Raw genomic sequence first — 12425 nt, 5'->3', positions numbered from 1 at the left:
CCTAAAAACGTCAATATTTAAGTGAAAAACATATTTAAACACAAATAAACCAAAATTAACATCAAAAAATGTTAAAAAACAGGATAAAAATTCAATATTTAAATTATTTAAATCAAAATAACACTAAAATAATTTAGCTTAACTCATTTTACACCAAAATAAGATGATCTGCAATTTCATCTCTCCTTGCTAAAAACTTAAATCTTCAATTTTAACCCTGTAATTTCTAAATTGAAATCATTATTTTTGAGCGCTCCACAAAAAAATCATGATTAAAAGAGAAAAAATAAAAAGCCTGTTAGAAACGACTGATTTTAACAGAGAAGTGACCGTAATGGGTTGGGTAAGAACGTTCCGTAACAACCAGTTTATTGCCATCAATGATGGTTCCTGCATGGGAAATATTCAGATAGTTGTTGATTTTGAAAATACAGCGGAGGAATTATTGAAAAGGATCACCACAGGCGCAGCAATTGCTGTAACCGGACAATTGGTAGAATCTTTAGGTAAAGGTCAGCGTGTTGACGTAAAAGCAGCTTCTATCGAAATTCTTGGAGACAGTGATGCGGAAAAATTCCCTTTGCAGCCAAAAAAACACAGTCTTGAATTTTTAAGAGAAATTGCACACCTGCGTTTCCGTACCAATACTTTTAATGCTGTTTTTAAAGTGCGCCATGCATTATCGTTTGCAATACACCAATTTTATAATGAAAGAGGTTTCGTTTATATGCATACTCCTGTAATCACAGCATCTGATGCTGAAGGTGCCGGAGAAATGTTTAAGGTAACCACTCTTGATTTTGATAAAACACCAAGAACTGAAGACGGAAAAGTAGATTTTTCAGAAGATTTCTTTGGCCGTGCTACAAACTTAACTGTTTCCGGTCAGCTGGAAGGTGAATTAGCAGCAATGGCTTTTGGTCAGATCTATACCTTCGGCCCTACTTTCAGAGCCGAAAACTCAAATACTACACGTCACCTTGCAGAATTCTGGATGGTTGAGCCAGAGATTGCTTTTGCTGACCTGGAAGATAACATGCAGCTTGCAGAAGATATGATGAAATATATCATCACTTATGCACTGGATAACTGTAAAGAAGAAATCGAATTCCTAAATAACCGTTTATTAGAGGACGAAAAAACTAAACCTCAGCAAGAACGCAGTGAATTATCACTGATAGAAAAGCTGAATTTCTGTGTGAACAATGACTTTGTACGTTTAACCTATACAGAGGCGATTGCTATTCTGCGTTCATCGAAACCTAACCAGAAGAAACAATTTAAATACCTGATCAATGAATGGGGTGCTGATTTGCAATCTGAACATGAGCGCTTTTTAGTAGAGAAACACTTTAAGAAACCAGTAATCTTAACAGATTATCCGGCAGATATTAAAGCTTTCTATATGCGTCAGAATGAGCCGGATGCTGAAGGCAGGAGAACTGTTGCTGCGATGGACGTTTTATTCCCTGGTATCGGCGAGATGATCGGCGGTGCGCAGAGAGAAGAAAGAATGGACAAATTAACACAGCGTATGGAGGAGATGAATATCCCACAGGAAGAATTGTGGTGGTATTTGGACACCAGAAGATTTGGTACTGCACCACATGCTGGTTTTGGTTTAGGCTTTGAGCGTTTAGTACTGTTTGTTACTGGCATGACTAACATCAGGGATGTCATTGCTTTCCCTCGTTTTCCGAAAAACGCAGAGTTTTAAGCGATATAAATTATTTTAAAAAGAGGATGTCAGGCGGCATCCTCTTTTTTTTGTGCTTTTTCGCCGCTATTTGTTAGTTTTATTCCAAATTTCAAATATGAAAGCAAAAATAATTTTACCATTAGCTGGATTGGCACTGCTTGCTGCTTGTCAGAACAAAGACAAAGGCAGCACCGCTAATAAAGAGGCCAGGACAGAATTCTTTGATAAGTCTGGTATGGATACCACGGTTACACCGGGAGACAACTTCTTCCAGTATGCCAATGGTAAATGGATGAAAAACACAGAGATCCCGAAGACGGAAACTGGTTGGGGCTCTTTCTATACATTATATAATGATAATATAAAAAATCTGGAACAGATCCTGACCAATGCTGCAAAAGAAGAACATAGCAAAGGTAGCCTGGAACAAAAAGTAGGTGATTTCTATGCTAGTGGGATGGACACTGTAACCATTGAAAAATTAGGTTACACGCCATTAAAGCCATTACTTGCACAGATTGACGGGCTTAAAGATTATAAAGAAGTGATCAATTTTATTGCCGATGGTTATAAAAATGGTAATGGAGATTTATTAGATTTCCATGTAGGACCGGATGATAAAATCAGCAATAAAAATGCAGTTAACTTTGGCCAGTCTGGTATTACCTTACCGGAGCGCAGTTATTACTTCAATAACGATGCAGAAACCAAGAAAATCAGAGCAGGTTTCCTGAATTACATCACACAGCTTTTTGTATTAACTGGTTCAAAAAAAGAAGATGCAGCAAAATCTGCTGACCATATTCTTAAACTGGAAACAAGTATTGCAAATTCTCACTCCACTCCTGTTGAGTTGCGTGATATCCCAAAAAACTACAACAAATATTACATTGCGGACTTCCAGAAACTGACTCCGGATATTGATTGGAAATCAGTATTAGGCAAATTGGAGCTTAAAACAGATACAATCATTGTTGGTCAGCCAAAATACTACCAGGCACTGAATAACTTATTGAAATCAGAGCCAATCGCTATCTGGAAAGAAAAGTTAAAGTTTGACGCGATCAATAATGCAACAAACGCGTTGAGCAAAGATTTCCGTACCGCCAGGTTTGATTTCTTTGGTAAAACAATACAAGGACTAAAAGAACCAAAAGAACGCTGGAAAGCTATTGTAAGCAGCACAGATGGAAACATCGGTGAATTGCTTGGACAATTGTATGTAAAGGAACATTTTACACCAGAATCGAAGAAAAGAATGCTGGAGCTGGTTGATAATCTTCAAAAGGTTTACAAATCAAGAATCGAGAAACTGGATTGGATGACTCCTGCTACTAAACAAAAAGCACTGGAGAAACTGAATGCATTCATTAAAAAGATCGGTTATCCTGATAAATGGAAAAAATATGATGATGTAGAGATTTCAAAAAACACATATTTCGCAAACCTTCAGTCGGCAGATAAACATGCTTACAAAGAAATGGTAGAAAAAATGGGTAAACCTGTAGACAAAACAGAATGGGGAATGACTCCGCCAACGGTAAATGCTTATTACAATCCTTCTATTAATGAGATTGTTTTCCCGGCTGGAATTCTTCAGTTTCCTTTCTTTGATGTCAATGCTGATGATGCGATCAATTATGGAGCTATTGGTGCTGTTATTGGCCATGAAATGACACATGGTTTTGATGATCAGGGTAAACAATACGACAAAGATGGAAACCTTAAAGACTGGTGGACAGCAATAGATGCGACGAAATTCAAAGAGAAAGCTAAAAAGGTAGTAGAACTGTACAACGGTTTTACGTTACTTGATAACCAACATGTAAATGGTGAGCTGACTTTAGGAGAAAACCTGGCAGATATTGGTGGTTTAGCGATTGCTTACCAGGCCTTCAAGTTAACGCCAGATGGTAAAAGCGATAAGAAGATCGATGGTTTTACTCCTGATCAGCGTTTCTTTTTGAGCTTTGCACAGGTTTGGCGTATTAAGAGCAGAGATGAATCCATGCGCGTTCGTTTAAAAACTGATCCGCACTCTCCTGAGATGTTCAGAGTTAACGGTGCTGTTTACAGCCTGGAAGCTTTCTATAAAGCATTTAATATACCAGCAACTGCGAAGATGTATGTTGCGCCTGCTAACCGTGTAGGTGTTTGGTAAACTATATATTCTGATAGTAAAAAGGGGATGTATCTGTTAAGACACATCCCCTTTTTTTATGTTTTGATTATAAACTAGTTGTTTGATTGCTGCGTATCTGTAAATGAATTCGCATGCGCATAATCAATTGCAGTTACCCTGTAATCTGTAGGTGCAAAGCTGGAAGAAGTACTTAATGCCATTCCCAGTTCAAATCTTAACGGATAAGGGGTGTTCAACAAACTTCCTTCCGGAATATATGGGAAAGTCTCCATATAAGACTGCATTACATTTGGTGCAATCCTTCTGTTGATATAAGCTCTGCTCAATTGATAAGTATGGCGTAAACCTGCCGCACCTAAAAGCTCAACTGCACTTGCTACTGTTAAACGGTGATAGTTAAATACACGTACCTTCTTATCTTCTACAACTAATCCTTTCATCAAACTTGGATCTTGTGTAGCTACTCCTGTAGGACAGGTGTTACTGTTACATTCCAAGGCCTGGATACAACCCAGCGCAAACATCATCGCCCTTGCAGAATTACATAAATCTGCACCAAGCGCGATATTTTTAACCAGGTCAAAGCCTGATGAAACTTTACCGGAAGCAATAATTTTAATATGTTTCTTTAAATCGAAACCTGAAAGTACATCATAAACAAAAGCTACACCTTCTCTTAAAGGCATACCTACTGCGTTTGAGAATTCTTGCGGAGATGCACCAGTACCGCCTTCACCACCATCAACGGTAATAAAGTCAACATAAATACCAGTTTCTACCATCGCCTTGCAGATTGCGAAGAATTCACTTTTACGGCCAATACATAGTTTAAAACCAATCGGCTTTCCACCTGATAATTCTCTGAGTTTTTTCACAAAAGCAAGCAACTCTAAAGGCGTTGAGAATGCGGAGTGTGCAGGTGGGGAAATCACGTCAAATCCTTCTTTCACTAACCTGATCCTTGCAATTTCAGGTGTTACCTTTTTTGCAGGAAGGATACCACCGTGCCCCGGTTTAGCACCTTGTGAAAGTTTAATTTCAATCATTTTAACCTGCTCAGTTTTTGAACGCACACCAAAAGCATCATAGTTAAATGAGCCATCGTCGTTACGGCAACCGAAATATCCGGTTCCGATCTGCCAGATTAAATCTCCTTTTGGAGCGGCATGGTAATCACTGATCCCTCCTTCGCCGGTGTTATGCGCAAAATTGCCCATAAAAGCACCTCCGTTTAAGGCAAGGATAGCGTTCTGGCTCAGGGAACCAAAACTCATTGCAGAAATATTTAATATACTTGCAGAATAAGGCTGAGCACAATCAGGGCCACCTACCAATACTCTTGGATCTTCATTCAGTTCATGGTGACTGATCGCTGCAATACTATGGCTTAACCATTCGTATCCGTTTTCATAAACGTCAAGCTGTGTACCAAATGGAATAGTATCATTTTCTTTTTTTGCACGCTGATAGATCAACGAACGGTTCAATCTGCTGAAAGGTTTCCCATTCGTGTCACTTTCTACGAAATACTGGTATACTTTAGGGCGCAGATCTTCAGCAAGATATCTTAAGCGGCCTAAAACCGGGTAGTTTCGAACAATACTATGTTTTGGCTGGTAAAGGTCATAAATGCCCAATAAAATAATAGGACCTATAAAAATAAAGGCCCAATAAAACGGTGGCCAAGCCAGGCTAATCATCAAAGTTGCCGTGACTAAAAATGCGGCAATCGCAATAAATGCTTTTCTCATATTGTTGTAATTACTAAATCAGGGGCAATAGTACGAACATTTATCAACGACTCAACCAAATTATCTGTAAATTTACATATGTTAATCAAAATATACCCGGAAAATCCGAATCCGAAAGCGATTGAACAAGTGGTTGAAGTCCTCAAAAAGGGCGGTATTATCATTTATCCCACTGATACTGTGTATGGATTAGGATGCGATATCACCAACCAGAAGGCGATAGAGCGAATTTGTCAGATCAGGGGCATAAAACCTGAAAAAGCGAACTTTTCTTTTATCTGTTCTGACCTCAGACATATCTCTGATTTTGTCAAGCCAATAGACACGACTGTTTTTCGTTTATTGAAGAAAGCCCTTCCCGGACCTTTCACTTTCATCTTTAATGCGAATAACAATGTTCCGAAATTACTGAGTTCAAATAAGAAAACTGTAGGGATCAGGGTACCTGATAATAGCATTGCAAGAGCAATTGTTGAAATGTTAGGCAACCCGATTTTGTCAACTTCCATTAAGGATGATGATGAACTGGTGGAATATTCTACAGATCCCGGGTTGATCTATGAGAAATATGAAACATTAGTAGATGCGGTGATTGATGGCGGCTATGGCGACAATGAAGCTTCCACAGTGGTGGATTGCACGCAGGGCGACTTTGAAATCATCCGTCAGGGAAAAGGAATACTGGAAAACTTTTTATAATCAGTTCACCAGTATTCGCAAATACAGTATTTGTTTAGAAACGTTTATGACGTAAACTTCGTCATAAACGCTTTAATATTATCCTCCAGGTTACCTGCCGCAATGGCTTTCACAAAGGCAGTACCGATAATCCCTCCATTTGCATATTTACAGGCTTTATCGAAAGTCTCTTTACTGCTGATTCCAAATCCAATCATTGTTGGATTATTAAGTTTCAGGTCTGCAATCCTTGAAAAATAAGCCTCTGTGGTATCTGATACTTGCAAATTCTGTCCTGTTGTTGCAGAAGAAGACAGTAGATAGATAAATCCATTGCTCAATGAATCAATTTTATGGATACGCTCCACTGAAGTTTGTGGCGTAACTAAAAATATATTACTCAATCCGTATTTCAGGAAAACATCTTTATAAAATTCTTCATATTCTACCATCGGCAAATCGGGCACGATACAACCGTCCACACCTGCCTCAGCACAGGCTTTACAAAAACGCTCTACACCGTATTGTAATACCGGGTTCACATAGCCCATTAACAGTACTGGAATAGTGACTGTTTTGCGCAGTTCTTTCAACTGTTCAAATAACAAGTTTAAATCCATTCCCTGATCCAGCGATAGTTTACTGCTGGCTTGAATAACCGGGCCGTCCGCTACCGGATCTGAATAAGGAAATCCTATTTCCAGCATATCTGCCCCTGCTTTTTCCAGTGCAGCTGCAATCGCAACCGTATCACCTAAACCCGGGTAACCTGCTGTATAATATATAGATAGTATGTTGTTCTTTTTCTCTTTGAATATTTTATTAATCCTGTTCATTTGATCTGTATGCTATAATATATATAATAAGGGTATTAAAAACCGAAATGCTTCATGTAAGTATCCATGTCTTTATCTCCCCTGCCGGACAAACAAACAACTACGTTTTCTCCACCTTTAAATTTCATTTTCTCCAAATGAGCCAGCGCATGTGCACTTTCAATTGCAGGAATAATTCCTTCCATCTGTGTGCAAAGTAACCCCGCATCCAATGCTTCGTCATCTGTGATCGAAACATATTCTGCGCGTGTTGTTTTGAAAAGATGTGCGTGTTGCGGGCCTATTCCAGGATAATCCAATCCTGCGGAAACAGAGTGCGGCTCTACGACCTGTCCGTCTGCGGTTTGCATCAGGATACTTCTGCTACCATGCAATACACCTTCTTTACCCAAAAAAGTAGTTGCTGCCGAGAATCCTGTATCTACTCCTTTACCTCCCGCTTCAATGGCAATCAACTTTACATTTTCATCATTGATAAAATGATAAAACATACCCATTGCATTACTTCCACCGCCTACACAAGCCAGTACATAATCGGGCTGATCATTTCCAGTCTGTTCGATTAATTGTTTTTTAGTTTCTTCAGAAATGATAGACTGAAAGATAGAAACCATGTCCGGGTAAGGATGCGGACCAACTACAGATCCTATAATATAATGTGTATCTACAGGATTATTGATCCAGTCACGCATAGCTTCATTGGTAGCATCTTTCAGCGTTTTACTTCCTGATACTGCCGAAACTACTTTAGCACCCAGCATTTTCATCCTGGCTACATTAGGCGCCTGACGCTGAATATCGATCTCTCCCATATAAACAACGCATTCCAGACCACGCAATGCACATACAGTTGCTGTAGCCACGCCATGCTGCCCGGCACCAGTTTCAGCGATAATCCGCTTTTTACCTAATTTCTCAGCCAGTAAGATCTGGCCAATAGTATTGTTTATTTTATGCGCCCCGGTATGGTTCAGGTCTTCTCTTTTAAGAAAGATATTCGCATTGTATTTTTCTGATAACCGTTTTGCAAGGTAAAGTGGCGAAGGCCTGCCTACATAATCTTTCAGCAGTGCATGAAACTCTTTCTGAAATTCTGCATCCTCAATAATTTTGAGGTAATTTTGTCTCAGTTCTTCTACATTCGGATAAAGCATTTCGGGAATATAAGCTCCTCCAAAATCTCCGTAATAACCTTTTTCATTTACAAAATAATTCATAGTCTTATCTTTTTATAAGTTGCAATAACAACTCTGTAATTTTAAATTTTATCAAGCGCCTGTTTAAAGGTACTTAGCAACACGGTATCTTTTAATCCTGGTGAAAGTTCAAATTTGCTATTGATATCTATCGCATACAACCTTTCATCTTTGATCATTTCCAGCTCAGCAAGCTGATCAATTCCTATCCCGCCGCTCAGGAAATAGGGTTTTCCATTTTTATAATTTCCCAGGAGCTGCCAGCTAAAAGTTTTCCCTGAGCCTCCATGATCCGGAGTTTGTGTATCAAAAAGAAAGTAATCTGTATAAGCCTGGTATTCATCCAGCGTATCAAAATTAAAGTTTTCATCAATTCCAAAAGCTTTGATTACTTCTGCATGTCCTTTCAGCGCTTCGCAATAAGCTGCATTTTCCTGACCGTGTAACTGAACAGCTTTCAGGTTATAAGTTATGATCGCATTTTTCACGGTTTCCAATTCTTCATTCACAAATACACCTGTAGTTTTTATGGATGCCGGTATATTTTTAATTAGTAAAGGATCAAGATTACCAATAAATCTTTTAGATCGCGGGTAAAAGATAAAGCCGATATAATCAGGTTGTAAAGCAACAACCTCTGTTATATTAGCCGGTATTTTCATCCCGCAGATTTTCAGTTTATATTTCATCCGATCAGGTTTTGAAAACTTTTCAAAGCCATTCCACCAACCAGCGAAGATTCTGCTTCATAAAAACAATCTGCAAAAGATTGTTCGGGCTTAATAGTCTGAATCGCAATCGCCGCATTACACAACACCACATTATTCTGCGGATCAGTACCTGTGCCCTGCAATACGCTGGTAAAGATATGAGCTGATGATTTAATGGTATCACCACCAACAATTTCATGTACATCAAATTCCTCAAAACCAAGATCGCTCACTTTAACCAGCGCTTCTCCGTTTTTACTGAATGTTTTAAAATCACAAGTCAATGAAACTTCATCAAAGCCATCTACAGCATGTATAATAGTATAGTTTTTATCAGTATCCTGATAAAGATAAGCGTACAGGCGGGCAAGTTCAAGACTAAATACTCCTACGATCTGGTTTTTCGGCTGCGCCGGATTAACCATTGGCCCCAGCATATTGAAAAAGGTTTTAACACCTAAGTCTTTACGTATTGGCGCCACGATTTTCATCGCAGGATTGAATAATGGAGCGTGAATAAAGCAAATTCCTGCGCGGTCCAGACTTCTTTTCAGTTCGTCCTGATCAGCAGTGAAAGTATAACCCAGGTACTCCATGACATTGGAAGAACCGCAGCCTGAGGATACACCGTAGTTACCGTGTTTAGCAACTTTATATCCTGCTCCGGCCACGACAAAAGAAGCTAACGTGGAAATATTAAAAGTGTCTTTTCCATCACCTCCGGTACCGCAAAGATCGACCAGTTCGTAATTGGAAAGATCAACCTTTACACAAAGGTCAAGCATCGCATCACGGAATCCCTGCAACTCTGCGACTGTTATATTACGCATCCCGAAGGCCGTAATAAACGCCGCAATCTGCGAAGTATTAAATTCCCCTGAGGCAATTGCTATCAAAATTCGCTGGGCTTCTTCCCTGCTAAAAGACTTGTTTTCGAATAAGTGGTTGAGTATTTTCTTCATGGGGAATCAAAAAAAAAGGGCTGCTTATAAAGCAACCCTCAAAATATTGTATATAAAATAAAACGTACAAAATAGGGTTACACCGCGCTATCGCTGTGCCACCACCAAATGTTAAGTCCGTTTGTTTGTATCATTGTAAAACAAATATGGAATTGTTTTTGGAAAAGAACAACTATTTGTTGAATTATTTTTTTGAGAAGACAAATTACTTATTTACAACTATATTCGCATATTCTCAAAAACTATAATTCAGATGAGCAAACACAAATTCTGGGGTCAGATAACGGAAAGCTTGATGGGCTTTACTGCTGATCAGAAATATAACATTCCAAATTTCAGCGAGCAGGAGATAGAAATATTTTTAGGAAGTGAGTTTGATGAAGATGGAGATGAAATTGATACTCCTCCAAATCAAACCAGCCTTGATGCATATGCCGATACATTTTCAGCATTCCTGAATAATCTTCCCGATCTACTTTTAACCATCAAAGCGCAAGGTTTTGAGCGTTATCAAAGATTATATGCACATTATTATGAGCATGAGCAAAAATCAGGAAAAGCGCCATTAAATATTGATACGGCAGAAAAGCATTTTGAATATATGAGAGATATTCTGCATATCAGGATTGAGGATAATCAGACTATCATTATTCCGATCCGTTATCAATTGGATACTGAACATGGAATTGAAATAAAGTTTAAAAATAATGAGATTACATCGATTGGCGGAATTGCTGAATCTTAATGCGGTAACTTATCCTTAAATCTTCCGTAAACCCAGGTTCCTCCAATAGCGCTGATTAAGGTAATACTGATAACGGTTGCCCCTGTGCCTATTTGTGCAAATAACGGCCCCGGACAGGCACCTGTAATCGCCCAGCCAAAACCAAAAATCAATCCTCCGTAGATCTGGCCTTTATTGAAAGTCTTCGGCGTAAAAGTGATCGTTTCACCATTGATAGTTTTGATATTAAACTTTTTTATCAGCCATACCGAAAGCATACCTACTGCGATTGCACTTCCAATGACACCAAACATGTGGAAAGATTGTAACCGGAACATTTCCTGGATACGGAACCAGCTGATCACCTCGGCCTTGACGAAAACGATACCAAATGCGATACCTACCAGCAGATATTTTAAATTGTTCTTCATGATTAACTGAGTAAGAGTATGTAAGGAAGAATAAAGTTAGCCATGATAAAACCACCGGCCATAAAACAGCAGGTAGCGACCAGAGAAGGCCATTGTAAAGTTGAAATCCCCATAATAGCGTGACCACTTGTGCACCCACCGGCATAACGTGTCCCGAAACCAACCAGGAAACCTCCGCCAACCATCATAATCAGGCCGCGCAAAGTAAATAGCGAAGACCAGTTAAACAGCTGTGCTGGAACCATAGCATGATAATCTGTAATACCATAGCCTGATAACTCAGTTATCAGTTTAGGGTTCAATACAATAGTTGAAGGATTAACAAGTAAAGATGCGGCAATAAAACCGCCCGAAAATATCCCTGCGACAAAGAACAGGTTCCATGCTTCCTTTTTCCAGTCATATTGGAAGAAAGGGATTTTAGCCGGGATACAGGCGGCACAGATATGACGTAAGGAAGAACTGATTCCAAATGCTTTATTACCAATCAGCAGCAGTATAGGTACAGTCATTCCGATCAGCGGGCCGGCAACATACCACGGCCAGGGTTGTTTTATAAATTCAAGGATACTCATATCTCTGGTTATGGAGCCTGTAAGTTCCGTTATTTATTCGGTATTATAAAAAAACTGGCCGAAAGTACCTGTTAGAAACGGGTGCCTTCGGCCAGCTATGAAATAGTTAAAGCGTTGGTTATTGCGCTACTTTAATTTCTACTCTACGGTTTAATTCTTTACCTGCTTCAGTTGAGTTGTTGTCAATTGGTTTTGTTGCACCAAATCCTTTTACTGATAAATTACTACCACTGATACCTGCATTTACTAAATATGATTTTACTGAGTTTGCTCTGTCTACTGACAATGACATATTGTGCTCAGGCGTACCTTCGGCTGAAGAGTTTCCATTCAGAACAAATTTCACTGAAGGGTCTTTTTTCATTTCTTTCGCTGCATTATCCAGGATCTGGAAAGAAGCAGTTTTCAATACGTCAGAGTTAAATTCAAACTGAACATTAGAGAAGTTGAAATTTGGTTTCTCAGGAACTGGAGTCTCTGCTTTTTCTTCTACAGGCGCTTTCTCTACTGGTTTCTCTACCGGTTTTTCTACTGCTACTGGTGGATTAGGTTTGGCAACGATTTTCTTCGTTTTACAAGCTTGAAGAGAAAAGGCGAATAAGCCGATACCAGCTAATAGTAAGTGTGTTTTTTGAAATCTCATTTTCGTGTTTGTTTCTTATTAAAGGTTAAAATTTGTGAATTGTAAACATAAATAAATTTCAATAGATAGGTAGTAAA

Annotated in this window: 12 protein-coding genes; 4 read left to right on the top strand and 8 right to left on the bottom strand. The window is 39.0% G+C overall.

What is annotated here, in order from left to right:
- Positions 1-268: 268 nt before the first annotated feature.
- Both asnS and HDE70_RS15600 read left to right on the top strand, forming a co-directional pair.
- Positions 269-1717 carry an asparagine--tRNA ligase gene (asnS, locus tag HDE70_RS15605; RefSeq protein ID WP_183891172.1) on the top strand — a complete coding sequence of 483 codons (1449 nt, stop codon included), beginning with the start codon at positions 269-271 and terminating at the stop codon, positions 1715-1717.
- Between the two features lie 97 nt (positions 1718-1814).
- Positions 1815-3860, top strand: a complete 2046-nt coding sequence (locus HDE70_RS15600) for a M13 family metallopeptidase (RefSeq protein WP_183891171.1) — start codon at positions 1815-1817, stop codon at positions 3858-3860.
- A 74-nt stretch (positions 3861-3934) separates the two neighbouring features.
- Here the strand turns inward: HDE70_RS15600 and HDE70_RS15595 are convergent, their stop codons facing one another.
- Positions 3935-5593 carry an FMN-binding glutamate synthase family protein gene (locus HDE70_RS15595; RefSeq protein ID WP_183868050.1) on the bottom strand — a complete coding sequence of 553 codons (1659 nt, stop codon included), beginning with the start codon at positions 5591-5593 and terminating at the stop codon, positions 3935-3937.
- Positions 5594-5671: 78 nt separating this feature from the next.
- Between HDE70_RS15595 and HDE70_RS15590 the strand changes: the two genes are divergently transcribed.
- A complete protein-coding gene (locus HDE70_RS15590; RefSeq protein WP_183891170.1) occupies positions 5672-6292 on the top strand; it encodes an L-threonylcarbamoyladenylate synthase in 621 nt (206 codons plus the stop codon).
- A 44-nt stretch (positions 6293-6336) separates the two neighbouring features.
- Here HDE70_RS15590 and trpA read toward each other — a convergent pair whose 3' ends face one another.
- The 4 genes from trpA to trpD are packed head-to-tail and all read right to left on the bottom strand — an operon-like array spanning position 6337 to position 9975.
- On the bottom strand, positions 6337-7107 hold the full coding sequence (trpA, locus tag HDE70_RS15585) for a tryptophan synthase subunit alpha (RefSeq protein WP_183868048.1): 771 nt from the start codon (positions 7105-7107) through the stop codon (positions 6337-6339).
- A gap of 35 nt (positions 7108-7142) precedes the next feature.
- Positions 7143-8324 (bottom strand): tryptophan synthase subunit beta, encoded by a 1182-nt coding sequence (gene trpB / locus HDE70_RS15580; RefSeq protein WP_183868047.1) that lies wholly within the window; start codon positions 8322-8324, stop codon positions 7143-7145.
- Positions 8325-8365: 41 nt separating this feature from the next.
- A complete protein-coding gene (locus HDE70_RS15575; RefSeq protein WP_183891169.1) occupies positions 8366-8992 on the bottom strand; it encodes a phosphoribosylanthranilate isomerase in 627 nt (208 codons plus the stop codon).
- Positions 8989-9975 carry an anthranilate phosphoribosyltransferase gene (gene trpD / locus HDE70_RS15570; RefSeq protein ID WP_111636232.1) on the bottom strand — a complete coding sequence of 329 codons (987 nt, stop codon included), beginning with the start codon at positions 9973-9975 and terminating at the stop codon, positions 8989-8991. Before trpD ends, HDE70_RS15575 begins: the two co-directional genes overlap by 4 nt.
- 253 nt (positions 9976-10228) lie before the next feature.
- Here trpD and HDE70_RS15565 point away from each other — a divergent pair, with 253 nt between their 5' ends.
- On the top strand, positions 10229-10720 hold the full coding sequence (locus HDE70_RS15565; RefSeq protein ID WP_183891168.1) for a DUF6985 domain-containing protein: 492 nt from the start codon (positions 10229-10231) through the stop codon (positions 10718-10720).
- Here the strand turns inward: HDE70_RS15565 and HDE70_RS15560 are convergent.
- The 3 genes from HDE70_RS15560 to HDE70_RS15550 all read right to left on the bottom strand — a co-directional run bounded on the left by HDE70_RS15560 (position 10717) and on the right by HDE70_RS15550 (position 12348).
- Positions 10717-11130: a DUF6691 family protein gene (locus HDE70_RS15560; protein ID WP_183868044.1), complete on the bottom strand. Its 414-nt coding sequence runs from the start codon at positions 11128-11130 to the stop codon at positions 10717-10719. The genes HDE70_RS15565 and HDE70_RS15560 overlap by 4 nt on opposite strands.
- A 2-nt stretch (positions 11131-11132) precedes the next feature.
- Positions 11133-11705 (bottom strand): YeeE/YedE family protein, encoded by a 573-nt coding sequence (locus HDE70_RS15555; RefSeq protein WP_221302082.1) that lies wholly within the window; start codon positions 11703-11705, stop codon positions 11133-11135.
- A 118-nt stretch (positions 11706-11823) separates the two neighbouring features.
- Positions 11824-12348: an OmpA family protein gene (locus HDE70_RS15550; RefSeq protein WP_183868043.1), complete on the bottom strand. Its 525-nt coding sequence runs from the start codon at positions 12346-12348 to the stop codon at positions 11824-11826.
- Positions 12349-12425: the final 77 nt, after the last annotated feature.

The organism is Pedobacter cryoconitis (assembly GCF_014200595.1).
Lineage (GTDB): Bacteria > Bacteroidota > Bacteroidia > Sphingobacteriales > Sphingobacteriaceae > Pedobacter > Pedobacter cryoconitis_C.
The sequence above is the reverse complement of the archived record's forward strand: the minus strand, read 5'-3'. Positions and strand labels throughout refer to the sequence as shown.

What these genes read in the sequence shown, in the direction of transcription:
- HDE70_RS15560 (WP_183868044.1), bottom strand. Translation starts at nt 11,130, where the DNA reads ATGAAGAACAATTTAAAATATCTGCTGGTAGGTATCGCATTTGGTATC.
- HDE70_RS15550 (WP_183868043.1), bottom strand. Translation starts at nt 12,348, where the DNA reads ATGAGATTTCAAAAAACACACTTACTATTAGCTGGTATCGGCTTATTC.
- HDE70_RS15575 (WP_183891169.1), bottom strand. Translation starts at nt 8,992, where the DNA reads ATGAAATATAAACTGAAAATCTGCGGGATGAAAATACCGGCTAATATA.
- HDE70_RS15555 (WP_221302082.1), bottom strand. Translation starts at nt 11,705, where the DNA reads ATGAGTATCCTTGAATTTATAAAACAACCCTGGCCGTGGTATGTTGCC.
- HDE70_RS15590 (WP_183891170.1), top strand. Translation starts at nt 5,672, where the DNA reads ATGTTAATCAAAATATACCCGGAAAATCCGAATCCGAAAGCGATTGAA.
- trpA (WP_183868048.1), bottom strand. Translation starts at nt 7,107, where the DNA reads ATGAACAGGATTAATAAAATATTCAAAGAGAAAAAGAACAACATACTA.
- asnS (WP_183891172.1), top strand. Translation starts at nt 269, where the DNA reads ATGATTAAAAGAGAAAAAATAAAAAGCCTGTTAGAAACGACTGATTTT.
- HDE70_RS15595 (WP_183868050.1), bottom strand. Translation starts at nt 5,593, where the DNA reads ATGAGAAAAGCATTTATTGCGATTGCCGCATTTTTAGTCACGGCAACT.
- HDE70_RS15600 (WP_183891171.1), top strand. Translation starts at nt 1,815, where the DNA reads ATGAAAGCAAAAATAATTTTACCATTAGCTGGATTGGCACTGCTTGCT.
- trpD (WP_111636232.1), bottom strand. Translation starts at nt 9,975, where the DNA reads ATGAAGAAAATACTCAACCACTTATTCGAAAACAAGTCTTTTAGCAGG.
- HDE70_RS15565 (WP_183891168.1), top strand. Translation starts at nt 10,229, where the DNA reads ATGAGCAAACACAAATTCTGGGGTCAGATAACGGAAAGCTTGATGGGC.
- trpB (WP_183868047.1), bottom strand. Translation starts at nt 8,324, where the DNA reads ATGAATTATTTTGTAAATGAAAAAGGTTATTACGGAGATTTTGGAGGA.